This window comes from Ruegeria sp. CL5 (assembly GCF_056536485.1).
Genome location: NZ_JBQFPS010000006.1, coordinates 52,941 through 76,741, shown reverse-complemented (window position 1 = coordinate 76,741; position 23,801 = coordinate 52,941). Strand labels below are relative to the sequence as shown.

Genomic DNA, 23,801 nt, shown 5'->3' with positions numbered 1-23,801 from the left:
AAATGTACGAAACGATAACTTTAAAGACAGATGGTCGCGGCGTAGCCACGTTAACGCTGGATCGACCAGAGAAGCACAATGCGCTGTCGGCGCAGATGATTGCTGAACTGACACAAGCCGCCGGGCAACTGGCCAGTGATGAAGCTGTCCGGGTGGTGATTCTGGCCGCGTCAGGCAAAAGCTTTTGCGCCGGGGGGGATCTGGGTTGGATGCAGGCGCAGATGGCCGCCGATCCCGATACGCGCTTCACCGAGGCGCGCAAGCTGGCCGAGATGCTGAATGCCCTGAATACGCTGCCCAAGCCTCTGATTGGCGCATTGCAGGGCAATGCGTTTGGTGGTGGAGTGGGAATGGCCTCGGTCTGTGATGTGGCGATCGGGGTGGATAGCCTGAAGATGGGCCTGACCGAAACGCGACTTGGCCTGATCCCGGCCACGATTGGCCCCTATGTTATTGCTCGTATGGGTGAGGCAATGTCGCGGCGGGTCTTCATGTCCGCACGTCTCTTTGATGCAGCGGAGGCTGTCGAGCTGGGCTTGTTGGCGCGCGCGGTGCCCGCTGATGCCTTGGCAGAGGCGGTCGAGGCCGAAGTGCGTCCCTATCTGTCCTGCGCGCCAGGCGCTGTTTCTTCGGCAAAGCAATTGATCCAATCGCTGGGACCACGCATTGACGATGCTGTGATCGACCACACCATTCGACAGCTGGTAACGCGTTGGGAAACCGACGAGGCGCAGGAGGGAATCAAGGCCTTCTTCGACAAACGAAAACCTGCATGGAATAGGTAGGTTTAGCCGCGTCGGGCCGTTGCAAGGTATTCTAAGCCATAGCCTGCTGGGCGATTGTAATAATGCCCATCTGCGCGTTTCTGTTCGGTTGACCCTCTGACCCCACAGAGATAGAGAATGTCCAGTCAACACGCCAATTGACGGCGCGCCCTTTCGGGACATGCGCAGGAAAGGAGCTATACGTGGAAGACCTGTTGCGGGAGTACCTCCCGATCCTGGTGTTTCTGGCCGTCGCTATAGGCCTTGGAATCGTCTTGATTCTCGCTGCTGTAGTGCTTGCCGTCCGCAATCCAGACCCTGAAAAAGTCAGTGCATATGAATGTGGCTTTAACGCATTCGACGATGCGCGGATGAAATTCGACGTCCGATTCTATCTGGTCGCGATTCTCTTCATCATCTTCGATCTGGAAATCGCCTTCCTGTTTCCCTGGGCCGTTGGCTTCAAAGACATCAGCGATGTTGGGTTTTGGTCCATGATGGTGTTCCTGGCGGTGCTGACCATCGGCTTTGCCTATGAATGGAAGAAAGGGGCCCTGGAATGGGAGTGATGACGGGCGCAAACACCGCAGGCGTCGACAAAGAAGTCGCCACCCAGGCCCTGAACGCCGAGCTGCAGGACAAAGGGTTTCTGCTGACCTCGACAGAAGACATCATCAACTGGGCCCGTACCGGCTCGCTGCACTGGATGACCTTTGGTCTGGCCTGCTGCGCGGTTGAGATGATGCACACGTCGATGCCGCGCTACGATGCGGAACGGTTTGGTATTGCGCCCCGCGCGTCCCCGCGTCAGTCGGATGTGATGATCGTGGCCGGAACCCTGACCAACAAGATGGCCCCTGCGCTGCGCAAGGTCTACGACCAGATGCCGGAACCGCGCTATGTGATCTCAATGGGCTCCTGTGCGAATGGCGGTGGTTATTACCACTATTCCTATTCTGTCGTGCGCGGTTGTGACCGGGTTGTGCCCGTGGACATCTATGTGCCCGGCTGCCCTCCGACCGCAGAGGCGCTACTTTATGGGTTGATGCAGCTGCAACGCAAAATCCGCCGCACCGGCACGATTGTTCGCTGAGGGAGAGGGCAGATGAGCGAAGCACTCAAAGAACTCGGCGCGCAGTTGGAGCTAAAACGAACCGATTGCGTTCTGTCCTGGGACGTGACGCATGGTGAGCTGAACGTCGATGTGGCCCCGTCGAATCTTGTGGAATTCATCGAATTCCTGAAGTCTGACCGCAGTTGCCAGTTCTCAACGCTGGTGGACATTACCGGTGTCGACTACCCCGAACGCGCCAAGCGGTTTGACGTGGTTTATCACTTCCTCTCGATGTACCAGAACCAGCGCATCCGCCTGCGGGTTTCGATCCGCGAGGATGACATGGTGCCCTCGATCGTTGACGTTCACCCCTCGGCCAACTGGTTCGAGCGTGAGGTGTTCGATATGTTCGGGATTCTATTCTCGGGCCATCCGGACCTACGGCGCATCCTGACCGACTATGGGTTCCGCGGCTATCCGCTGCGCAAGGATTTTCCGACCACCGGTTATACCGAAGTTCGCTACGACGAGGCTCAAAAGCGCGTGGTCTATGAACCTGTGTCGCTGGTGCAGGAATACCGTCAGTTTGATTTCATGTCCCCGTGGGAAGGTGCGAACTACATTCTTCCGGGGGATGAAAAACAGGAGACTGAATAATGGGTGGCATCTGGTGGCTGATCCTGTCTGCACTGACCATCATTCCGATGGTGAAGATATTGCCGTTTTTCGGGATCAACAAATACTGGTGCCTGCTCTGTCTGGTTCCTTTCGGCACGATCGCGTTGCTGTGGTGGGTCGGGCTTAAACTGCAAGAGTTGGAGCGCCGCTGATGGGTCTGGGGGAACTGATCGCGTTGGGGGCGCTGGGGGTTCTGCTGGCCGGGGCCGCTGCCAAAGCGGCTGATGCGGAAAAGGTCCGGGTTCGGGCCGAAGCGAAGAAGAAACGAGGGCGTTGATGGACGGCTCAAGATACGATGACGGCAGCACGGACGCGCTGAGCGGGGAACAGAAGATCCGCAACTTCAACATCAACTTCGGCCCGCAACACCCTGCGGCGCACGGGGTTTTGCGTCTTGTGCTTGAGCTGGACGGCGAGATTGTCGAGCGCTGCGACCCGCATATCGGCCTGCTGCACCGTGGCACCGAAAAGCTGATGGAGAGCCGGACGTATCTGCAGAACCTGCCGTATTTCGATCGTCTGGATTACGTCGCGCCGATGAACCAGGAACACGCCTGGTGTTTGGCCATTGAAAAGCTGACCGGTGTGGAAGTACCACGTCGCGGTTCTCTGATCCGGGTCCTCTATTCCGAGATCGGCCGTATTCTTAACCACCTGTTGAACGTGACCACTCAGGCCATGGACGTCGGCGCGCTGACCCCACCGCTTTGGGGCTTTGAAGAACGTGAAAAGCTGATGGTGTTCTACGAGCGTGCCTGCGGTGCCCGTCTGCACGCTGCCTATTTCCGCCCCGGTGGGGTGCACCAAGACCTGCCGACCGAGCTGCTGGACGATATCGAAGCTTGGAGCCACGAGTTCCCTGCCGTTCTGGACGACATTGACGGGCTGCTGACCGAAAACCGCATCTTCAAACAGCGTAATGCCGACATCGGTGTGGTGACCGAGGATGACATTCAAAAATACGGCTTCTCGGGCGTGATGGTCCGTGGCTCGGGTCTTGCATGGGACCTGCGTCGCGCGCAGCCCTATGAATGCTATGACGAGTTCGAGTTTCAGATCCCCGTCGGCAAGAACGGTGACTGCTACGATCGCTATCTGGTGCGCATGGAAGAGATGCGCCAGTCGCTGCTGATCATCCGCCAGGCCATCGCCAAAATTCGCGACTGCCCAGGCGACGTTCTGGCACGCGGCAAGATCACCCCGCCGAAACGCTCGGATATGAAGACCTCGATGGAGAGCCTGATCCATCACTTCAAGCTTTATACCGAAGGCTTCCACGTCCCCGCGGGCGAAGTCTACGCCGCCGTCGAGGCCCCCAAGGGCGAATTCGGCGTCTATCTGGTCGCCGACGGCACCAACAAACCCTATCGCGCTAAACTCCGCGCGCCGGGGTTCCTGCATCTACAAGCCATGGACCACGTTGCCGGAGGCCACCAACTGGCCGACGTCGCCGCGATTATCGGTACCATGGACGTCGTATTTGGAGAGATTGACCGCTAATGCTCCGCCGTCTTCACGCCGAACAACCCGAAAGTTTCGCCTTCACCGCTGCTAACCAGCAATGGGCCGAAGCGCAAATAACCAAATATCCCGAGGGGCGTCAGGCCAGCGCGGTCATCCCGCTACTGTGGCGCGCGCAAGAGCAGGAGGGGTGGCTGAGCCGTCCGGCGATCGAATCCGTCGCCGACATGCTTGGAATGGCCTATATCCGCGTGCTTGAGGTTGCTTCGTTCTACTTCATGTTCCAACTGCAGCCGGTTGGTTCGGTCGCGCATATTCAGGTGTGCGGCACGACATCCTGCATGATCTGCGGGGCCGAGGATCTGATTGCGGTATGCAAGGACAAGATCGCAGCAAAACCTCATGAACTGTCCGCTGATGGTAAACTAAGTTGGGAAGAGGTGGAATGCCTCGGCTCCTGCACAAACGCTCCGATGGCGCAGATCGGCAAGGATTACTACGAAGATCTGACGACCGAGAGCTTTGGCAAGATTCTTGATGATCTGGTGGCGGGCAAAGTGCCAACTCCGGGTCCGCAGAATGGTCGGTATGCGGCGGAACCTCTGAAAGGGCTGACCAGCCTGACTGAGTATGACAGTGGCCGGACGCAATACAACGCCAGTGTTCAGCTTGCGAGCGAACTGGGCGATACCGTCAAGCGTATTGACGGAACCGAGGTTCCAATCCTGACCCCGTGGCTGGGTAAGGATGGCAAAGCTGCTGCAACTAAAGCTTCTCCGAAACCGCCAAAAGCGCCAGCCCCTGCGAAACCTGCAGTGAAACAGGCAGCTGAGGCGAAAGCGGCGAAAGAGGAACAGCCCGAAACGCTGTCTGGTGCGCGGGATGGCAAGCCTGATGATCTGAAAATGCTGAAGGGCGTAGGTCCAAAGCTGGAAGAAACCCTGAACGAGCTGGGCTTTTTCCACTTCGATCAGATTGCCGCATGGACATCAGAGCATGTGGCCTGGGTCGACACGCGCCTGAAATTCAAAGGCCGGATCGAACGGGACGGATGGATCGAACAGGCTGCGAAACTGGCAGCTGGTGAGGAAACTGAGTTCGCTAAACGTGCCAAGGAAGATGGCACTTACGAGGACTAAGCAGGTGCCCGTGCGAGGCACCAGGACGAGATGGATAAAGACAGGGAACACGCCATAGCCCGCAAGGGTCGTCACATAGGCATCGTCATCGCCGTGACGATGGTGCTTTGGCTTGGCATGACCTTGTTCATAGGCCCCGCAATGGGTTTGCCGGGGCGCTATGCGCTGCTGTTTGATTTCGCTGCTCTTGCGGGATTCATCTATGCAGGTGTGAACATATTTCAACTCTGGCGCATGCGTCAGGACAGCTGAAGGTAAGACATGATGCTGAAGGATCAGGACCGGATCTTTACCAACATCTACGGGATGCATGAGCGCACGCTGAAAGGCGCGCAAGTCCGCGGGCATTGGGACGGCACAGCTGGCCTGATCAAAAATGGCCGTGACTGGATCATCCAGACGATGAAGGATTCGGGGCTGCGCGGTCGCGGCGGGGCGGGCTTCCCTACCGGCTTGAAATGGTCGTTCATGCCCAAAGAAAGCGACGGACGTCCGGCCTATCTGGTTGTGAACGCGGATGAATCCGAGCCGGGCACCTGCAAAGACCGCGAGATTATGCGTCATGATCCGCACACGCTGATCGAGGGGTGCCTGATCGCCTCTTTCTCGATGAACGCGCATACCTGCTATATATACCTGCGCGGCGAATACATCCGCGAGCGTGAGGCGCTGCAGGCTGCGATTGATGAGGCTTATGACGCGGGTCTGCTTGGCAAGAACGCTGCAGGCTCGGGCTGGGATTTCGACTTGTTCCTGCATCACGGGGCGGGCGCGTATATCTGCGGCGAGGAAACAGCTCTGATTGAAAGCCTTGAGGGCAAGAAGGGCATGCCGCGGATGAAGCCTCCGTTCCCGGCAGGCGCGGGCCTTTATGGTTGCCCGACCACGGTGAACAATGTGGAATCGATTGCCGTTGTGCCGACCATCCTGCGGCGTGGCGCCGACTGGTTCGCAGGCTTTGGCCGTCAGAATAACGCGGGCACAAAGCTGTTTGCGATCTCGGGCCATGTGAACAACCCCTGTGTCGTCGAGGAAGCGATGTCGATCTCCTTTGAAGACCTGATCGAGACCCATTGCGGCGGCATTCGTGGCGGTTGGGACAATCTGCTGGCGGTGATCCCCGGCGGGTCTTCGGTGCCGTGCGTACGTGGCGAGAACATGCGCGATGCGATCATGGATTTCGATTATCTGCGCGGAGAATTGGGTTCGGGTCTGGGTACAGCCGCTGTGATTGTGATGGACAAGTCCACGGATATCATCAAGGCGATCTGGCGTTTGTCGAAATTCTACAAGCACGAAAGCTGCGGTCAGTGCACACCGTGCCGTGAAGGCACCGGCTGGATGATGCGTGTGATGGACCGTCTTGTACGCGGCGAAGCCGATCTGGAAGAGATCGATATGCTCTTCGACGTCACCAAACAGGTTGAAGGTCACACAATCTGCGCCCTTGGCGATGCCGCCGCTTGGCCAATCCAAGGCCTTATCCGTAATTTCCGGGAAGAGATCGAAGACCGCATCAAGGCTCAGAAATCGGGCCGTATGGGTGCGATGGCAGCGGAGTAAACCTGATGGAAGCCTACGCCGAATATTCCCACGCAATTGCGTCATTGGTGATTTTCACCCTGATCGTATTGTTCATGTCGCCGTTTTCGGCGCTCACAAAGGCAGGCAAGGGGCTGGCACCAGGGGCGACCCCGGATCAGGACTATTCTGACAAGGCTTATCGTTTGAACCGCGCGTATCTGAACGGTACTGAAACGCTGCCTGCGTTTTTGACCGTTACAGTGGCGGCAATTCTGCTGGGTGTCAGCCCGTTCTGGGTGAACCTGCTGGCCTCGGTCGCGCTGTTGGCGCGGATGGTTATGTTGGTGATCCACCTTCGCGGGATCGGAAAACCACATAGTGGAGTGCGGTCAGTGGCATATGTGGCGGGCTGGGCCTGCATGTTCATTCTAGGCCTTATGGCATTGGTGGCTGCGTTTTGATCCAGCCCGACGGATATCACTTGGCCGAATTGAATGTTGGTCGTCTGTTGGCACCTACCGACGATCCACGCGTGGCCGAGTTTATGGCCAACCTGGACCGCGTTAACGGACTCGGCAAGCGGATGCCGGGCTTTGTCTGGATGATGGAAGGTTCAGGTGAACCAGGAACCGGAAATACCGAAAACAGCATCGGAAGCGATCCGCAGTTCGTCGCAAATCTGACAGTCTGGGAAGATGTGGCCAGTCTTGAGAAATTTGTTTGGGGTACCATCCACAAGCAGTTCTACGAACGTCGGCAAGAATGGTTCGAAATACTCGGTGAGCAACATTTTGTCATGTGGTGGGTGCCCAAAGGTCAGCAGCCAAGTTTGGAAGAAGCGCTGGAACGACTAGAGACGTTGCGCACAAAAGGTGCCAGCGAAAGTGCCTTTGGATGGGCAGAATTGAAACAGGCCAGCAAGTGGCGCGACCACCGTTGCGTTCAGGTCGCGGCTGAGTAAGGGGATGGTGATGGACACGATATCCCAGACGCACCGGCAGATACCGCATGCGCCAGCCACGATGCAGGAGTGGTCATGATGGCGAAACGAGGGATTTTGGCGATGTCGGTTTTGGTGGGGGCACTGCTCTCCGCCTGCGGAGAGGCGCCATCACAGGCTACTCGGGTTGCGTTTGACGGCATTTATTTCAGGGCCAGCGCAAAACACGTGAACAAGAGAACTACGCCTTCTGAGTTTACCGTGACAGTAAACGGCGTTTCGCAATCTTTCGACGGTGCGCGTGAAGCTGGCCGCTACGAAGCCACCAAGTTCTGCGTTAAGAATTTTGGTTCTTCCAGAATCGCCTGGAAGGTTGGACCGGATACGGAACCGCAAAACCTGCGTATCGAAAACGATAAACTGACTTTTGCCGGACGCTGCCAACGCCCATGAGTAACCGTATCGCATATCACGGCAGGACCGGCGGCTTGTTATTGCATAGCAAGCGCGCCGACCATCGTCTTGGGAATCCCAAGACGAAAGGAAATGTTATGTCTTTGATACGACTAGTCGCCGCGATTTGCGTAATATCTATCCCGGTTCTGGCTGAGGCGAAGCCACCCTTGCGCGAAGTCAAAGAGATCGACAACGAACTCTATTACATCGCGATCGCAAACGAGATTTCGGAGTATTGCCCGTCAATAAGCGGGCGTCGGCTCAAGGCGATTGGTGTCATGTGGGATTTGCGCTCGAAAGCGAACAAACTTGGATATTCGGACAAGGAAATCCGGGCTTATGTGGATTCGGATTCTGAAAAAGATCGTATGCGCACCAAGGGCGAAAGCTATCTGGCGCAGAACGGCGTATCTTACGAAAATCCCAAAACCTTCTGCACATTGGGCAAGAAGGAAATTGAAAGAAACAGCGCCATCGGCGTGTATTTGAGGGCGAACTAGACCATGTCTGACCTCCGCAAAGTCAATATCGACGGACAGGAAATCGAAGTCGATGGCGCGATGACCCTGATCCAAGCCTGTGAGCAGGCCGGGGTCGAGGTGCCGCGCTTTTGCTATCACGAGCGTCTGTCGATTGCCGGGAACTGCCGGATGTGTCTGGTCGAGGTCGTTGGCGGCCCGCCGAAACCTGCGGCCTCCTGTGCGATGCAGGTACGCGACTTGCGTCCGGGTCCGGAAGGGCAGGCACCTGTGGTCAAGACAAACTCACCCATGGTTAAGAAGGCCCGCGAAGGGGTGATGGAGTTTCTGCTGATCAACCACCCGCTGGATTGCCCGATCTGCGATCAGGGCGGTGAGTGTGACCTGCAGGATCAGGCGATGGCCTATGGTCTGTCAGGTACCCGCTTCAAAGAAGCCAAGCGTGCTGTGGATGATCTGGACCTTGGCCCGCTGGTTGGCACTGCAATGACGCGCTGCATCAGCTGTACCCGTTGCGTGCGCTTCACGACCGAAGTCGCGGGGATCACCCAGATGGGCCAGACCGGGCGGGGTGAGGATGCCGAGATCACCTCGTACCTGAACCAGACGCTGGATTCGAACCTTCAGGGCAACATCATCGATCTGTGCCCTGTCGGAGCGCTGACTTCGAAGCCTTATGCCTTCACCGCCCGTCCTTGGGAACTGACCAAGACCGAAAGCATCGATGTGATGGACGCCATGGGCTCAAACATCCGCGTGGATACCAAAGGCCGCGAAGTGATGCGCTTTTTGCCGCGCAACCATGACGGCGTGAACGAGGAATGGATCAGCGACAAGACCCGCTTTGTCTGGGACGGGTTGCGTCGTCAGCGTCTGGACAAGCCTTATGTGCGTGAGAACGGCAAACTGCGCCCGGCTGCGTGGCCGGAGGCGCTGACCAAAGCCGTCGAGGCTCTGAAAGGCGCTGAAAAGCCCGCCGGAATCGTGGGCGATTTGGCCCCGGTCGAGGCGATCTTTGCGCTGAAACAGATGATCGAAGGGCAGGGTGGTATCGTTGAGTGCCGCACTGATGGCGCGAAACTGCCTGCGGGTAACCGAGCAGCCTATGCAGGGACCGCAGCGATCGAAGACATCGATGCGGCTGAACGTATCCTGTTGATCGGCACCAACCCGCGCGACGAAGCTCCGGTTCTGAACGCCCGTATCCGCAGGGCTTGGGCGCATGGGGCCGAGGTGGCGCTGGCCGGGCCTGCCGCCGATCTGACCTATGAGTACCACCATGTAGGCGACGACCGTGCCGCACTGCAGACTGTCGTTGACATGGGTGGCGATGATGAGATCAAGGGCAAGCGTTCTCTGGTCATCGTCGGGCAGGGTGCGCTGCAAGAGGCTGATGGCTCTGCCGTTCTGGCCGCCGCACAAACCATTGCAAGCAATACCGAAAGTGGGTTGATTGTTCTGCACACCGCAGCATCGCGCGTAGGTGCGATGGATGTGGATGCGACCAACGAAGGTGGCATGGATGCGGTCAACGCGGCCGATGTGATCTATAACCTCGGCGCCGATGAGGTCGAGATCGGCGAGGGCGCCTTTGTGATCTATCAGGGCAGCCACGGCGACCGGGGTGCACACCGCGCCGATGTGATCTTGCCGGGGGCGGCTTACACGGAAGAAAACGGCCTGTTCGTGAATACCGAAGGGCGTCCTCAGCTCGCCATGCGCGCAGGCTTTGCGCCGGGGGAGGCCAAGGAAAACTGGGCCATCCTGCGGGCGTTGTCGGCCGAACTGGGCGCCACTTTGCCCTACGATTCGCTGGCACAGTTGCGCACTGCCCTGATCGAAGCCGTCCCGCATCTGGCGCGCATCGACGAGGTGATTGAGAACGAAGTGGTCGCCCTGGATGCCGGAAAGCTGGGCGAGGCCAGCTTCCGCAATGCAATCAAGGATTTCTACCTGACCAACCCGATTGCCCGCGCCTCGCAATTGATGGCCGAACTATCGGCACAGGCGCAGGCCCGCAAGACTGAGAAGATTGCGGCTGAATGAACCAGAAACGTTTCATATCGCAGACGTACGCGGTGCCCGGGTGGCAGATAGCCGCGCCGGATTTGCGTGTGAAATTGAAGATTAAGGGTGGCGTACAGACGGCAGATGCTGTTTACACCAACGCGCCGACCCAGCCGCAGATTGCGCAGGCATCTGGCCTTTGCATCGCACGCGGAAACCAAAATACCCACGGTGTGAGGACCAATGGCTGACTTCTTTAACACCCCAGGCGGAATAGCCATCATCATTCTGGCGCAAGTGCTTGCTGTTGTTGCGTTCGTGATGATCTCGCTGTTGTTCCTCGTTTACGGCGACCGCAAGATTTGGGCAGCTGTCCAGATGCGCCGTGGACCCAACGTGGTCGGCGTCTACGGCCTGCTGCAATCGGTGGCGGACGCACTAAAATATGTGGTGAAAGAGGTCGTCATTCCCGCGGGCGCTGATCGCACGGTGTTTATCCTCGCACCATTGACCAGTTTTGTTCTGGCGATGATCGCTTGGGCAGTGATCCCGTTCAACGATGGCTGGGTTCTGTCGGATATCAACGTCGCCATCCTCTATGTCTTTGCCGTGTCTTCATTGGAAGTTTATGGCGTGATCATGGGCGGTTGGGCGTCGAACTCAAAGTACCCATTCCTGGGATCGCTGCGCTCAGCCGCGCAGATGATTTCCTACGAAGTGTCGATCGGCCTGATCATCATTGGCATCATCATCTCGACCGGATCGATGAACTTCGGTGATATCGTTCGCGCGCAGGATGGCTCGTTTGGCTTCTTCAGCTGGTACTGGTTGCCGCATTTCCCAATGGTGTTCCTGTTCTTCATCTCGGCGCTGGCCGAGACCAACCGGCCACCCTTCGACCTTCCCGAAGCGGAATCCGAGTTGGTTGCCGGCTACCAGGTCGAGTACTCAGCCACGCCTTTCCTGCTTTTCATGGCGGGTGAGTACATCGCTATCTTCCTGATGTGCGCCCTGACCACGCTGCTGTTCTTCGGCGGCTGGCTGTCGCCGATCCCGGGCTTGCCCGATGGCGTGTTGTGGATGGTCGCTAAGATGGCGTTCTTCTTCTTCATCTTCGCGATGGTCAAGGCCATTACCCCCCGCTACCGCTATGACCAGCTGATGCGGCTGGGCTGGAAAGTATTCCTGCCGTTCTCACTGGCTTGGGTGGTTTTCGTGGCCTTCGCGGCGAAATTCGACTGGTTTTGGGGGGCGTTCGCCCGTTGGAGCGTAGGAGGCTGATCATGACCCAAATCGACTACACCCGCGCTGCCAAATACTTCCTTTTGCAGGACTTCTGGGTCGGCATGAAGCTGGGGCTGAAGTATTTCTTCGCCCCCAAAGCCACCGTGAACTATCCGCACGAAAAAGGACCTCTGTCGCCGCGTTTCCGGGGTGAACACGCCCTGCGCCGCTATCCGAATGGCGAGGAACGCTGCATCGCCTGCAAACTCTGCGAGGCGATCTGCCCGGCTCAAGCCATCACCATCGACGCCGAGCCACGCGAAGACGGCAGCCGCCGCACAACGCGATATGACATCGACATGACCAAATGCATCTATTGCGGCTTCTGTCAGGAAGCCTGCCCGGTCGATGCCATCGTCGAAGGCCCGAATTTTGAATTCGCCACGGAAACCCGCGAAGAGCTGTTCTATGACAAGGAAAAACTCCTGTCGAACGGCGAACGCTGGGAGGCCGAGATCTCCCGCAATTTGGAAATGGACGCGCCGTACCGATGAGCGACAGCCCGACAAATCCGTTCGAGCTGATGATGAAGCAGGCTCAGGACATGGCCAAGGCAATGAACCCGGCGATGGAGAATTTCTCGCCCAAAGGGTTCGAGGCGCTTTGGCCGACCATGCCGAAAGAGGTCATGGAGATGATGTTCGGCAACACCGTCAACAGGGACGGTCTGGATGCCAAGACCCGCCTGCTGCTGACGCTGGCCGGGCTGACCTGTCAGGGCGCTCAGGCGGATTCGGCGGTGCGCCAGACAGTGCGCCACGCTTTGGAAGCGGGCGCAAAGAAACAAGAGATCGTAGAAACGATCGGTCAGATGTCGGTCTTTGCCGGCATCCCGGCCATGACCCGTGCGCTGGATCTGGCGCAAGAGGTCATGGGCGACAACGAGGATGAGGATCAATGACCGTCTTTGCCTTCTATCTGTTTGCCATCAGCGCCATCGCCGGCGGACTGTTCACTGTGATCAGCCGTCAGCCGGTGCACTCGGTGCTTTGGCTGATCCTGTCCTTCCTGTCCTCGGCTGGGCTGTTCGTGCTGTTAGGGGCCGAGTTCGTGGCGATGCTGCTGATCATCGTCTACGTGGGCGCGGTCGCGGTGCTGTTCCTGTTCGTGGTTATGATGCTGGACGTGGACTTTGCCGAACTCAAGGCCGAGATGGCGCGCTATATGCCGTTGGCCTTGCTGATCGGTCTGGTCATTCTGATGCAGTTCGTCATGGCCTTTGGCGCATGGGATAGCGCTCAGGGCGCGGCGGCCAATCTGGCGCAGCCGGTCCCGGTCGACCGCCACAACACCGAGGCGCTGGGTGTCATCCTCTATGATCAATACTTCCTTCTGTTCCAATTGGCGGGCCTGATCCTGCTGGTGGCCATGATCGGCGCAATTGTGCTGACGCTGCGCCACCGTCAGGACATCAAGCGTCAGGATATCATCGGCCAGATGATGCGCGACCCGGCCAAAGCGATGGAGTTAAAGGACGTGAAACCGGGGCAGGGGCTATAAGACGATGATCGGACTTGAACACTATCTTACGGTCGCGGCGACGCTGTTTGTCATCGGCATCTTCGGTCTCTTCCTGAACCGCAAGAACGTCATCATCCTACTGATGAGCATCGAACTGATGCTGCTGGCGGTGAATATCAACCTTGTGGCATTTTCCAGTTTCCTCGGCGATCTGGTCGGGCAGGTGTTTACGCTGTTCGTTCTGACCGTGGCGGCGGCCGAGGCGGCGATCGGGCTGGCCATTCTGGTCTGCTTCTTCCGCAACCGCGGCACCATCGCGGTTGAAGACGTCAATATGATGAAGGGGTAAGAGAACATGGAAACCACCATCCTCTTTGCCCCGCTGGTGGGCGCGCTGCTCTGCGGGTTTGGCTGGCGCTTTATCGGCGAGAAAGCCGCCATGTGGACCGCAACAGGCCTGCTGTTTCTTGCCTGTCTGCTGTCGTGGATCGTGTTCTTCGCGTTCGACGGGGTTACGCAACAGATCGAGATCATGCGCTGGATCGAGAGCGGATCTTTGTCGACAAGCTGGGCTATTCGTCTGGACCGTCTGACGGCGATCATGCTGATCGTGGTGACGACCGTCTCGGCGCTCGTGCACCTCTATTCCTTTGGCTACATGGACCGCGATCCGCAATGGCGCGAGGGCGAGAGCTATAAGCCGCGTTTCTTTGCCTATCTGTCCTTCTTCACCTTCGCCATGCTGATGTTGGTGACCGCAGATAATCTGGTTCAGATGTTCTTTGGCTGGGAAGGCGTGGGCGTTGCCTCGTATCTTCTGATCGGCTTCTACTATCGTAAGCCGTCGGCCAATGCCGCGGCGATGAAAGCGTTCATCGTCAACCGTGTGGGCGACTTTGGCTTTGCACTGGGGATTTTCGCGCTGTTCTTCCTGACGGACAGCATCAACTTTTCCGACATCTTCGCGTCGGCGCCCGCGCTGGCAGAAGAAAAGCTGCACTTCCTGTGGGGGGAGTGGACCGCGATTGAAGTGATCTGCGTCCTGCTGTTCATCGGCGCGATGGGTAAATCAGCGCAGTTGATCCTTCACACCTGGTTGCCCGACGCGATGGAAGGCCCAACGCCTGTATCGGCACTGATCCACGCGGCGACGATGGTGACCGCGGGTGTGTTCCTGGTCTGCCGCATGTCGCCGCTGATGGAGTTCGCTCCGGGAGCGACCGGGTTCATCACTTTCCTTGGCGCATCGACCGCGTTTTTCGCCGCGACTGTGGGTCTGGTTCAGACCGACATCAAACGCGTCATCGCCTATTCGACCTGTTCTCAGCTGGGATACATGTTCGTGGCCGCTGGCGTCGGCATGTATTCAGCGGCGATGTTCCACCTGCTGACACACGCATTCTTCAAGGCGCTGCTATTCCTTGGTGCAGGCTCGGTCATCCATGCTATGCATCACGAGCAGGAAATGACCGAATATGGTGGCCTGCGGAAGAAGATACCTTATACGTTCTGGGCGATGTTGATCGGCACTCTGGCGATTACTGGCGTGGGTATTCCGCTGACCACTTTCGGCTTCGCCGGTTTCCTTTCGAAAGACGCAATTATCGAAAGCGCGTATGCCGGTGGCACTGGATATGCCTTCTGGATGCTGGTCATCGCTGCGATGTTCACATCGTTCTACAGCTGGCGCCTGATCTTCCTGACCTTCTATGGTGAGGAGCGTGGCGACAAGCATACCCATGAACATGCGCATGAAAGCCCAATGACCATGTTGGTACCGCTGGGCGTGCTGTCGCTGGGTGCAGTGTTTGCCGGGATGATCTGGTACGGCAATTTCTTTGGCCATGCGGATAAGGTGGGCAAGTTCTACGGGATTCCAGTGGCCGAGGCATCAGAGCATGCAGAGGCGGGCGATCACAGCAAAGCGGATTCGCATGGCGAAGATAGCCACGCGAACGACAGCCACGTAGACGATAGCCATGCCGATACCTCCCATGTGGATGACGGGCATGGTGAGAAGGACTCGCATGGCGGCGATCACCACTATGTCTTTGCCGGAGAACCGGGTGAAGGTGCGCTTTATATGGCACCCGACAACCATGTGCTGGACGATGCGCACGCAGCCCCGAAATGGGTTAAGGTCTCACCCTTTGTAGCGATGTTACTCGGGTTCATGGTGGCTTACTGGTTCTACATCGTGAACACCTCGCTGCCTGCACGTTTGGCCGCGAACCAGCGTCCGCTCTACCTGTTCCTGTTGAACAAATGGTACTTTGACGAGATCTACGACGCGATCTTCGTCAAGCCTACCGTGGCGCTTGGCCGGTTCCTGTGGAAGCGCGGCGACGGCAACACGATTGACGGCTTCCTGAATGGGGTTGCGATGGGCGTTGTGCCCTTCTTCACGCGCCTCGCCGGGAAAGCTCAAACCGGTTACATCTTTACTTACGCCTTCTGGATGGTCTTGGGCATCGCCGCCCTTGTCACCTGGATGTCGATCGGCGGAGGCGCACACTAATGGACAATATCCTATCTATTGTCACCTTCATCCCCGCCATCGCTGCAGGCATTCTGGCCCTGTTCCTGCATGGTGAGGACGTAGCCGCGCAACGCAACGCCAAATGGGTGGCGCTTGTTGCCACATCCGTGACTTTCTTGGTCTCGATCGGCATCTACACAGGCTTTGATCCGTCCAACACCGGCTTCCAGATGGTGGAAGAGGGCGAGTGGCTGCTGGGCCTGAAATACAAGATGGGTGTGGATGGGATCAGCGTTCTGTTTGTGCTGCTGACCACCTTCATCATGCCGCTGACCATCCTGGCCAGTTGGAATGTGACGGATCGGGTCAAAGAATACATGATCGCCTTCCTGCTGCTGGAAACGCTGATGCTGGGCGTGTTCATGGCGCTGGATCTGGTGCTGTTCTACCTGTTCTTCGAGGCGGGCCTGATCCCGATGTTCCTGATCATTGGTATCTGGGGTGGCAAAGACCGGATTTATGCCAGCTTCAAGTTCTTCCTCTACACCTTCCTTGGCTCGGTGCTGATGCTGGTGGCGATGGTTGCGATGTACGCGGATGCGGGCACCACGGATATCGAGGCGCTGATGAGCCATCAGTTCTCGTCGGAAGGGTTCAGCGTGCTGGGCGTGTATATCGTCGGCGGTATGCAGACGCTTATGTTCCTGGCCTTCTTCGCGTCGTTTGCGGTGAAGATGCCGATGTGGCCTGTTCACACCTGGCTGCCGGATGCGCACGTTCAGGCGCCAACGGCGGGATCGGTTGTTCTGGCTGCGATCCTGTTGAAGATGGGTGGCTATGGCTTCCTGCGTTTCAGCCTGCCGATGTTTCCTGTGGGCTCGGCGGTGATGACCGATGTGGTGCTGTGGATGTCGGCGATAGCCGTTGTCTACACCTCTCTGGTCGCGCTGGTGCAGGAGGATATGAAGAAGCTGATCGCCTATTCCTCGGTCGCACATATGGGCTTTGTGACCATGGGTATCTTTGCAGCGAACCAGCAGGGCATTGACGGCGCGATCTTCCAGATGCTCAGCCACGGGTTCATCTCGGCCGCGCTCTTCCTATGCGTCGGTGTGATCTATGACCGAATGCATACCCGCGATATTGAGGCGTATGGCGGTTTGGTAATCCGGATGCCCGCCTATGCGCTGGTCTTCATGTTGTTCACCATGGCAAATGTTGGCTTGCCGGGTACGTCCGGATTCATAGGAGAATTCCTGACCCTGATGGGCGCCTTCCAGGTCAACACATGGGTAACGGCTGTGGCCGCGACCGGTGTGATCTTCTCGGCCGGCTATGCGCTTTGGCTGTACCGCCGTGTGGTATTCGGCGACCTGATCAAGGAAAGCCTAAAGGCCATCACCGACATGAGCTCGCGCGAGCGGCTGATCTTTGCGCCACTGATCGTGATGACCATTCTGCTGGGGGTTTATCCTTCGCTGGTGACCGATGTGATCGGCAACTCGACGGCTGCGTTGATTTCGAACTATGACACGGCTCTGGCCGCGGCTGAGACCGCGACCCAGTCAGCTGCATCGCATTAAGGAGGCTTTGGAGACATGATCCAGGCTGATCTGACAATTATCCTGCCGGAAATCGTTTTGGCGATCTATGCGATGGCGGCGCTGATCGGGGCTGTCTACACAAAAAAAGATGGGCTGGCACCGGTGTTGGTCTGGTCAACAGCGGGGCTTATGGCGTTGCTGGCGATCTGGATCGCGACGAATGGCGATGGCACGAATATTGCTTTCAACGGCATGTTCGTGGATGACGGATTTGCCCGGTTTGCCAAAGTTGCAATCCTTCTCTCTGCAGCCGCAGTCCTGCTGATGAGTCAGGATTACATGGCACGCCGTGGTCTGTTGCGTTTTGAATATCCGCTTCTGGTGGCTCTGGCCGCTGTTGGCATGATGATGATGGTCAGCGCGGGCGATCTGATGTCGCTTTATATGGGCCTCGAGTTGCAATCGCTGTCACTTTACGTTGTAGCCGCGCTGCGTCGGGACAGTGCCAAATCGACCGAGGCGGGACTGAAGTATTTTGTTCTGGGCGCGCTCAGTTCTGGCCTGCTGCTTTACGGCGCGTCGCTGGTCTATGGCTTTACCGGAACGACTTTGTTCTCGGGCATCATCCAGACCGTGCATCACGACGACGTATCTCTCGGCCTGCTATTTGGCCTTGTTTTGCTGATATCGGGCCTTGCATTCAAAGTCTCTGCCGTGCCGTTCCACATGTGGACACCGGATGTGTATGAAGGCTCACCGACACCCATTACCGCGTTCTTCGCCACGGCCCCGAAAGTGGCCGCGATGGCCCTGTTCGCGCGTGTTTTGCACGATGCCTTTGGCGGAGTTGTCAAAGACTGGCAGCAGGTGATCGTTCTGTTGTCGGTTCTGTCCATGCTGCTGGGCGCGGTTGCGGCGATCGGGCAGCGTGACATCAAGCGCCTGATGGCGTTCTCGTCGATTGCACATATGGGCTATGCCCTGATTGGTCTGGCCGCTGGTACCGAGATGGGCGTCAAGGCCATGCTGATGTATCTGGCGATCTATGTGACGATGAACATCGGCACTTTCGCCTTCATCCTGATGATGGAGCGGGATGGGAAGCCAGTGACGGATATCGATGCGTTGCGTCAGTATTCAAAACGTGATCCCGGGAAAGCTCTGGCTGTTCTGATCCTGATGTTCAGCCTTGCGGGCGTGCCCCCGATGCTGGGCTTTTTCGCCAAGTTTGGCGTCTGGCAAGCTGGTGTAGAGGCCGGGTTGACCGGTCTGGTTATTGCCTCAGCCATCGCTTCGGTCATCGGTGCGTTCTATTACTTGCGGATCGTCTTCTACATGTATTTCGGGGCTGAGAACGAGGACCCGATCGAAACGCGTTCGTCACCAGTTCTGTGGGGCGCTCTGATGGGGTCTGCCGCGCTGATGCTGATCGGTGTGTTCTATCAGTTCGGAATCGAAGGCGCTGCAGCTGCAGCGGCGACAACGCTTGTCAACTGATCTTGGTTCCGTAAACAGAAAGGGGCTCGGTCACTGTACCGGGCCTTTTTGACATGAGTGATTGGCCGCAAGGATACGGGCTGCATGTACTGCAGGAAGTGGACAGCACCCTAAACGAAGCCGCGCGACTCGCGCCGACCGCCTCGGGACCCGTCTGGATTTTGGCGCATCGCCAGACCGCAGCGCGCGGTCGGCGTGGTCGTGTCTGGACCAACCCCAAGGGTAATCTGGCCGCGACCTTGCTGATGCGACCGCCCGGAGATCCGGAACAGGCCGCGCTTCGCAGTTTTGTCGCGGCCCTCGCACTTTACGATGCCTGCGTCGCGGTGACCGGTCGAGCGGCGGGTTTGTCACTGAAGTGGCCTAACGATGTGTTGCTCAACGGTGGCAAGCTGGCTGGTATCTTGCTGGAAAGCACTGGGCAGGGACGAGGTGTTTCGCATCTGGCAATCGGCATTGGCGTCAATTTGTCCGAGGCTCCCAGCGCTGACAGCGTCGAACCCGGCGCCGTGCGGCCGGTGTCGTTACTGTCGGAAACCGGTTCCCATGTCACGCCTGAGGATTTTCTGGCAGAACTGGCTTCGGCCTATGCCCACTATGAAACCCAGTTCATGACGTATGGTTTCGATCCGATCCGCACCGCGTGGCTTTCTCGCGCAGCACGGCTGGGTGAGGTTATTATCGCCCGTACCGCAGCGTCCGAGACGGTAGGAACCTTCGAAACGGTAGACGCGGGTGGCAGCCTTGTCCTAAACACCGCTAAGGGCCGTGTCAGCATTCCTGCCGCGGATGTCTATTTCTAAAGGGGGCACAAATGCTTCTGGCGATTGATTGCGGCAATACCAACACCGTTTTCTCGATCTGGGATGGCGAGAAATTTCTGTGCACCCTGCGCACCTCAACCCACCACGCGCGCACCGCGGATGCGTATTTCACGTGGTATTCGACATTGGTGAAACACTACGGAATTGAGGTGGACATTACAGATGTCATCATCTCTTCGACTGTGCCACGCGTTGTTTTCAACCTGCGGGTCTTTGCAGACCGATTCTTCGGATGTCGCCCTCTGGTCGTTGGTAAACTCGACTGCCTGCTGCCCGCTAACCCGCGCGTCGACGAAGGGACGCAAGTCGGGCCGGACCGTCTGGTTAATACAGCAGGGGCCTTTGACCGCTTTGGCGGCGATCTGGTTGTTGTGGATTTCGGTACGGCAACGACATTTGATGTCGTCGCTCATGACGGCGCCTATGTTGGCGGAGTTATCGCGCCTGGCGTCAATCTTAGCCTTGAGGCACTGCACCTCGCAGCCGCCGCGCTGCCACATGTAGACATATCGAAGCCACAAAAGGTGATCGGGACCCACACGGTAGAGTGCATTCAATCCGGTGTCTTCTGGGGCTATGTCGGCCTGGTGCGCGAGATCTGCGAGCGAATTAGGGCCGAGGCCGGGGTGCCTATGAAAGTAATCTCGACCGGGGGTCTTGCGCCCCTGTTTCAGCAAGCCGCTGACCTGTTCGACGAGTTTGAAGATGATCTGACGATGCACGGCCTGACCGTGATCCATCGCTATAACAAGGAAAATGGCTCAACATGAGCAGTGAACGACTGATCTATCTGCCGCTGGGCGGTGCAGGCGAAATCGGCATGAATGCCTATGTCTATGGCTACGGAAAACCAGGACAAGAGCGGTTTATACTTGTGGACCTCGGGGTCGCTTTCCCGGACATGGATACCTCGCCCGGCGTTGATCTTATCTTTGCCGATATCACATGGCTGAAGGAACGTGCCGATCGGCTTGAAGCGGTCTTTGTCACTCATGCGCATGAGGACCACGTCGGAGCGGTCGCGCATTGCTATGAGGCACTGGGTGCCCCAGTTTATGCGCGTGCCTTCACGGCGAATATTGCGCGCCGTAAGATGGAGGAGCATGGCCATCCGACCGAGACGGTGCGAACCGCATCTCCGTGGCCCGAGCAGATCAAGGCCGGACCATTCACAGTTGGTTTCTTGCCGGTATCGCATTCGATCCCGGAAAGTGCGGGGCTGGTCATCGACACTCCGGCTGGACGCGTTGTGCACACAGGTGATTTCAAACTTGATGCCAACCCAATTGTGGGTGAACCGTTTGATCCTGACTTGTGGTCCGAGGTGGCCAAGTTGGGTGTCAAAGCGTTGGTATGTGACAGTACAAACGTCTTTTCATCCCACCCCGGCCGCTCGGAATCCGAGGTCGGGCCTGAAATCACGCAGCTGGTGCAGGATGCCAATGGCATGGTTATCGCAACCACATTTGCATCGAACGTGGCGCGCGTGAAAACGCTTGCCGAGGCTGGCCAGAAGGCTGGGCGTTCGGTCGTATTGCTGGGCCGTGCGATGCGCCGGATGATCGAGGCGGCCACTGAAACGGGCATTCTCAGCGACTTCCCGAAAGTCATAAGCGCGGAAGAGGCGCTGGATGTCCCGCGCGCAAACCTGATGCTGATCGTGACTGGTAGTCAGGGAGAACGCCGTGCGGCCAGCGCCCAACTGGCGCGCGGTAAGTATCGCGGGCTTGAGGTGAAAGATGGGGATCTGTTCCTGTTCTCGTCCAAGACTATCCCTGGAAACGAACGCGGCGTGATCCGCATTATGAACCAGCTCAGTGAAAAGGGCGTAGATGTGGTCGATGACAGCTCGGGACTGTATCACGTCTCGGGTCACGCGAACCGGCCTGATCTGGAAAAGGTTCATGCTCTGGTTGATCCGCAGATGGTCATCCCGATGCACGGCGAGCACCGCCATTTGCGTGAACATGCCAAACTGGCCGAGGCGGGTGGTCGAACCGGAATTTTAGCCGTGAATGGCACCATGTTGGACCTGACCGGAAATGCTCCGAAAGTGGTAGACTATATCGAGACGGGCCGGACCTATCTGGATGGTACGGTCAAGATTGGGGCATTGGATGGTGTTGTGCGTGACCGTATCCGCATGGCATTGAATGGCCATATCACAATCACAGTCATTCTGGACGAAGAAGACGAACCTTTGGGCGAGCCATGGTGCGACACGATGGGACTGCCCGAGATGGGATCGTCCCGTGCCGGGCTGGTCGAGGTGTTGGAAGAAGATTTGAACCAGTTCCTGATGCGCGCTGGTGCAAAAACGCTGCGCGATGACGACAAGCTGGAAGAGGGGTTGCGCCGGATTGCGCGCCAGACCGCTCAGGCTGAGATAGGCAAAAAACCCGAGGTGACAGTGGTCGTCAGCCGGATGCGTTAACTCGTATAGGGCATTGGAAAGCCGCGCAATTGCAGGAACAAGCTGGCTTCTTCATTGTTGAGGAAAAAAGGCACTGTGTCCGGCGGGCTTGGGTCTGCAGCGCGCGCGGCGATTTCGGCCAGAACGACTTCGGTGATGAAAGGCAGATCGAATTCGCGCGCCTGGCTGATTTTGACCCACTGCAAATGCGATAACTCGTCCGAGGCATGAGTGAAGTCATCCAGATCGCCTTGAATTGCGTTTGCATCGACCAAAAAGAACCGGGCATCAAACCGGCGTGAGCGACCGGGTGGCGTGACCGCCCGGAACACGAATTGCAGCGCTTCTGCGGAAGGCTGGTAGCCCATAGCGGCAAAGCTCTGCCAGTCGTTCGGGGCCGTACCCTGCCAATCACCCGGTTGCCCAAGGATCAATCCGGTTTCTTCCCACAATTCCCGGATCGCGGCAGCCGCCAGCGCATTCTGCAGTCCTGGTTCTGATCGCTGTAACAGACGTTCGCAGCAGAGATCGGGTAACTGAGTGCTCAGTTGAACGTGCGCGTCTTCAGGGTCGACTGCACCGCCGGGAAAGACAAATTTGTTTGGCATAAACGCGGCTTTCGCACCACGCTGCCCCATCAGGATCGAGGGATCGCTGAGCCTGTCGCGCAGAACGATGACGGTCGCGGCATTGCGAATGGCGGTTTTGTCCGCGCTCATGCAGATTTGCCAAACCCGTGCATCCGACGCGCCCATTGATATGCGACCACAGCCCCTTTCAAGCGGGGCAGAAGGTACAGTGAGAGGGCAACGCAGGCGATCGAGAAGCCAATTGCCATGACCCAAGGGTCAGGCCGCCAGTGTACGTATGAGACGTGCAGCGCAGGTGCCAGAAGGTGCCCGACAATCAAAATGGTTAGATAGGCCGGGCCATCATCTGCACGGTGGTGAAACAATTCCTGACCGCATTCCGAGCAACTATCATTCACCTTGAGATAGCTGTGCAACAGTTTGCCCTCGCCGCAATTCGGGCATTTGCAACGAAACCCACGGATCAGTGCGGGTTTGGTCGGGCGGTCTTCCTCGACCGCAGTGTCGATAGTCTGATCAATCATTTGAATCTCGCGCGTTTCTATTCGGGCGATATAGGCCGTTTCGAACCCGTCGGAAAAGGGGGGTGCGTCGCTTTGTGGCGATACCTTACAGCGTATCAGCAACTGATCGAATTTCAAACATGACGAAAAAAGTTGTGCGCGATGCGACGGAAAGCTGCCCGGGCTGCGTTTTAAGAAGTATCAACAGCGGCAAGGTGCCGCTAAATTCAGGGAACTTTGTAATGAAAACCAAAACTTTCATCTCGGCCATCGTTCTTGCGGCAGTTGCAGTTTCCGGCAGCTCAGCACTGGCCAAAGGGCCGCGTCCGACGTTTCAGGAACTGGATGCCGACGGAGACGGGCAGGTAACGCAGGCCGAGATCGCGGCGCATCGCAACCAGAAATTCACGACCGCGGACACGGACGGAGACGGGCAGCTGAGCGTTGAGGAAATGCAGGCAGCAGCACAGGCGAAAGCCGGCGAGCGTGTCTCTAAGATGTTTGAGAAGCACGATGCTAACTCCGATGGTTTCCTCAGCGAAGATGAATTGCCGAAACCGCGCCGTGCCTCCAAGATGTTCGAGCGTATCGACGCCGATGGGAACGGATCGATATCAGAACAGGAATATGCGGATGCGAAAGACAGGATGGGTCGGAAACACAAGCGGCACCAGAAGTCGGACACAGACAACAACTGATACGAG

29 protein-coding genes are annotated in these 23,801 nt (G+C 57.6%); 27 read left to right on the top strand and 2 right to left on the bottom strand.

The features are described from left to right. Window positions 1–2 precede the first annotated feature (2 nt). The 26 genes from ACR0IU_RS11880 (at window position 3) to ACR0IU_RS11755 (ending at window position 22,025) form a co-directional block, all read left to right on the top strand. Complete coding sequence (locus ACR0IU_RS11880; protein ID WP_480716412.1) at window positions 3–785, top strand: crotonase/enoyl-CoA hydratase family protein; 783 nt, start codon at window positions 3–5, stop codon at window positions 783–785. Between the two features lie 182 nt (window positions 786–967). After that, window positions 968–1,333: an NADH-quinone oxidoreductase subunit A gene (locus tag ACR0IU_RS11875; protein WP_480716411.1), complete on the top strand. Its 366-nt coding sequence runs from the start codon at window positions 968–970 to the stop codon at window positions 1,331–1,333. Beyond that, window positions 1,324–1,857 carry a NuoB/complex I 20 kDa subunit family protein gene (locus ACR0IU_RS11870; RefSeq protein ID WP_010442777.1) on the top strand — a complete coding sequence of 178 codons (534 nt, stop codon included), beginning with the start codon at window positions 1,324–1,326 and terminating at the stop codon, window positions 1,855–1,857. Before ACR0IU_RS11875 ends, ACR0IU_RS11870 begins: the two co-directional genes overlap by 10 nt. A gap of 12 nt (window positions 1,858–1,869) precedes the next feature. Then, complete coding sequence (locus tag ACR0IU_RS11865) at window positions 1,870–2,475, top strand: NADH-quinone oxidoreductase subunit C (protein ID WP_170780593.1); 606 nt, start codon at window positions 1,870–1,872, stop codon at window positions 2,473–2,475. Beyond that, window positions 2,475–2,648 carry a hypothetical protein gene (locus ACR0IU_RS11860; protein ID WP_010442775.1) on the top strand — a complete coding sequence of 58 codons (174 nt, stop codon included), beginning with the start codon at window positions 2,475–2,477 and terminating at the stop codon, window positions 2,646–2,648. Before ACR0IU_RS11865 ends, ACR0IU_RS11860 begins: the two co-directional genes overlap by 1 nt. After that, window positions 2,648–2,773, top strand: a complete 126-nt coding sequence (locus ACR0IU_RS11855) for a hypothetical protein (protein ID WP_255353504.1) — start codon at window positions 2,648–2,650, stop codon at window positions 2,771–2,773. The genes ACR0IU_RS11860 and ACR0IU_RS11855 overlap by 1 nt, the downstream gene beginning before the upstream one ends. Continuing rightward, a complete protein-coding gene (locus tag ACR0IU_RS11850) occupies window positions 2,773–3,996 on the top strand; it encodes an NADH-quinone oxidoreductase subunit D (protein WP_170780592.1) in 1,224 nt (407 codons plus the stop codon). Before ACR0IU_RS11855 ends, ACR0IU_RS11850 begins: the two co-directional genes overlap by 1 nt. Continuing rightward, window positions 3,996–5,096: an NADH-quinone oxidoreductase subunit NuoE gene (gene nuoE / locus ACR0IU_RS11845; protein WP_480716410.1), complete on the top strand. Its 1,101-nt coding sequence runs from the start codon at window positions 3,996–3,998 to the stop codon at window positions 5,094–5,096. Before ACR0IU_RS11850 ends, nuoE begins: the two co-directional genes overlap by 1 nt. Before the next feature lie 30 nt (window positions 5,097–5,126). Next, on the top strand, window positions 5,127–5,348 hold the full coding sequence (locus ACR0IU_RS11840) for a DUF5337 domain-containing protein (RefSeq protein ID WP_010442771.1): 222 nt from the start codon (window positions 5,127–5,129) through the stop codon (window positions 5,346–5,348). A 12-nt stretch (window positions 5,349–5,360) separates the two neighbouring features. Beyond that, window positions 5,361–6,659 carry an NADH-quinone oxidoreductase subunit NuoF gene (gene nuoF, locus ACR0IU_RS11835; RefSeq protein ID WP_480716517.1) on the top strand — a complete coding sequence of 433 codons (1,299 nt, stop codon included), beginning with the start codon at window positions 5,361–5,363 and terminating at the stop codon, window positions 6,657–6,659. A gap of 5 nt (window positions 6,660–6,664) precedes the next feature. Then, complete coding sequence (locus ACR0IU_RS11830) at window positions 6,665–7,081, top strand: MAPEG family protein (protein ID WP_480716409.1); 417 nt, start codon at window positions 6,665–6,667, stop codon at window positions 7,079–7,081. Beyond that, window positions 7,078–7,581, top strand: coding sequence for a DUF3291 domain-containing protein (locus ACR0IU_RS11825; RefSeq protein WP_480716408.1), 504 nt, complete (start codon window positions 7,078–7,080; stop codon window positions 7,579–7,581). Before ACR0IU_RS11830 ends, ACR0IU_RS11825 begins: the two co-directional genes overlap by 4 nt. 75 nt (window positions 7,582–7,656) lie before the next feature. Next, window positions 7,657–8,013 (top strand): hypothetical protein, encoded by a 357-nt coding sequence (locus ACR0IU_RS11820; RefSeq protein ID WP_480716407.1) that lies wholly within the window; start codon window positions 7,657–7,659, stop codon window positions 8,011–8,013. A gap of 98 nt (window positions 8,014–8,111) precedes the next feature. Then, window positions 8,112–8,516 carry a DUF5333 domain-containing protein gene (locus ACR0IU_RS11815; RefSeq protein ID WP_480716406.1) on the top strand — a complete coding sequence of 135 codons (405 nt, stop codon included), beginning with the start codon at window positions 8,112–8,114 and terminating at the stop codon, window positions 8,514–8,516. A 3-nt stretch (window positions 8,517–8,519) separates the two neighbouring features. Continuing rightward, on the top strand, window positions 8,520–10,541 hold the full coding sequence (nuoG, locus tag ACR0IU_RS11810) for an NADH-quinone oxidoreductase subunit NuoG (protein WP_480716405.1): 2,022 nt from the start codon (window positions 8,520–8,522) through the stop codon (window positions 10,539–10,541). A 204-nt stretch (window positions 10,542–10,745) separates the two neighbouring features. Continuing rightward, entirely contained in the window at window positions 10,746–11,783 is a 1,038-nt protein-coding gene (nuoH, locus tag ACR0IU_RS11805) for an NADH-quinone oxidoreductase subunit NuoH (protein WP_480575967.1), read from the top strand. A 2-nt stretch (window positions 11,784–11,785) separates the two neighbouring features. Further along, window positions 11,786–12,280, top strand: coding sequence for an NADH-quinone oxidoreductase subunit NuoI (nuoI, locus tag ACR0IU_RS11800; RefSeq protein ID WP_170543431.1), 495 nt, complete (start codon window positions 11,786–11,788; stop codon window positions 12,278–12,280). Next, the gene (locus ACR0IU_RS11795) at window positions 12,277–12,687 is read left to right on the top strand and encodes a carboxymuconolactone decarboxylase family protein (protein WP_480716404.1); all 411 of its coding nucleotides are present in this window, start codon (window positions 12,277–12,279) and stop codon (window positions 12,685–12,687) included. The genes nuoI and ACR0IU_RS11795 overlap by 4 nt, the downstream gene beginning before the upstream one ends. Next, entirely contained in the window at window positions 12,684–13,286 is a 603-nt protein-coding gene (locus ACR0IU_RS11790; RefSeq protein ID WP_480716403.1) for an NADH-quinone oxidoreductase subunit J, read from the top strand. The genes ACR0IU_RS11795 and ACR0IU_RS11790 overlap by 4 nt, the downstream gene beginning before the upstream one ends. A 4-nt stretch (window positions 13,287–13,290) precedes the next feature. Further along, window positions 13,291–13,596, top strand: a complete 306-nt coding sequence (gene nuoK / locus ACR0IU_RS11785) for an NADH-quinone oxidoreductase subunit NuoK (protein ID WP_005984024.1) — start codon at window positions 13,291–13,293, stop codon at window positions 13,594–13,596. A 6-nt stretch (window positions 13,597–13,602) separates the two neighbouring features. Further along, window positions 13,603–15,765 carry an NADH-quinone oxidoreductase subunit L gene (nuoL, locus tag ACR0IU_RS11780; RefSeq protein WP_480716402.1) on the top strand — a complete coding sequence of 721 codons (2,163 nt, stop codon included), beginning with the start codon at window positions 13,603–13,605 and terminating at the stop codon, window positions 15,763–15,765. Next, window positions 15,765–17,309, top strand: a complete 1,545-nt coding sequence (locus ACR0IU_RS11775) for an NADH-quinone oxidoreductase subunit M (RefSeq protein ID WP_170543436.1) — start codon at window positions 15,765–15,767, stop codon at window positions 17,307–17,309. The genes nuoL and ACR0IU_RS11775 overlap by 1 nt, the downstream gene beginning before the upstream one ends. Before the next feature lie 15 nt (window positions 17,310–17,324). Continuing rightward, entirely contained in the window at window positions 17,325–18,767 is a 1,443-nt protein-coding gene (gene nuoN / locus ACR0IU_RS11770; protein ID WP_480716401.1) for an NADH-quinone oxidoreductase subunit NuoN, read from the top strand. 53 nt (window positions 18,768–18,820) lie between these two features. Further along, window positions 18,821–19,570, top strand: a complete 750-nt coding sequence (locus tag ACR0IU_RS11765; protein WP_480716400.1) for a biotin--[acetyl-CoA-carboxylase] ligase — start codon at window positions 18,821–18,823, stop codon at window positions 19,568–19,570. 11 nt (window positions 19,571–19,581) lie between these two features. Further along, on the top strand, window positions 19,582–20,361 hold the full coding sequence (locus ACR0IU_RS11760) for a type III pantothenate kinase (RefSeq protein WP_480716399.1): 780 nt from the start codon (window positions 19,582–19,584) through the stop codon (window positions 20,359–20,361). Further along, window positions 20,358–22,025 (top strand): ribonuclease J, encoded by a 1,668-nt coding sequence (locus ACR0IU_RS11755; protein ID WP_480716398.1) that lies wholly within the window; start codon window positions 20,358–20,360, stop codon window positions 22,023–22,025. Before ACR0IU_RS11760 ends, ACR0IU_RS11755 begins: the two co-directional genes overlap by 4 nt. On the opposite strand, the gene ACR0IU_RS11750 is transcribed toward ACR0IU_RS11755, so the two are convergent. Together ACR0IU_RS11750 and ACR0IU_RS11745 are read right to left on the bottom strand one after the other, a co-directional pair. Further along, on the bottom strand, window positions 22,022–22,723 hold the full coding sequence (locus ACR0IU_RS11750) for an NUDIX hydrolase (protein ID WP_480716397.1): 702 nt from the start codon (window positions 22,721–22,723) through the stop codon (window positions 22,022–22,024). The two genes, ACR0IU_RS11755 and ACR0IU_RS11750, sit on opposite strands and share 4 nt — an antisense overlap. Further along, window positions 22,720–23,118, bottom strand: a complete 399-nt coding sequence (locus ACR0IU_RS11745; RefSeq protein ID WP_029622143.1) for a DUF983 domain-containing protein — start codon at window positions 23,116–23,118, stop codon at window positions 22,720–22,722. The genes ACR0IU_RS11750 and ACR0IU_RS11745 overlap by 4 nt, the downstream gene beginning before the upstream one ends. A gap of 221 nt (window positions 23,119–23,339) precedes the next feature. Between ACR0IU_RS11745 and ACR0IU_RS11740 the strand changes: the two genes are divergently transcribed. After that, complete coding sequence (locus ACR0IU_RS11740) at window positions 23,340–23,795, top strand: EF-hand domain-containing protein (protein ID WP_480655852.1); 456 nt, start codon at window positions 23,340–23,342, stop codon at window positions 23,793–23,795. Window positions 23,796–23,801 lie beyond the last annotated feature (6 nt).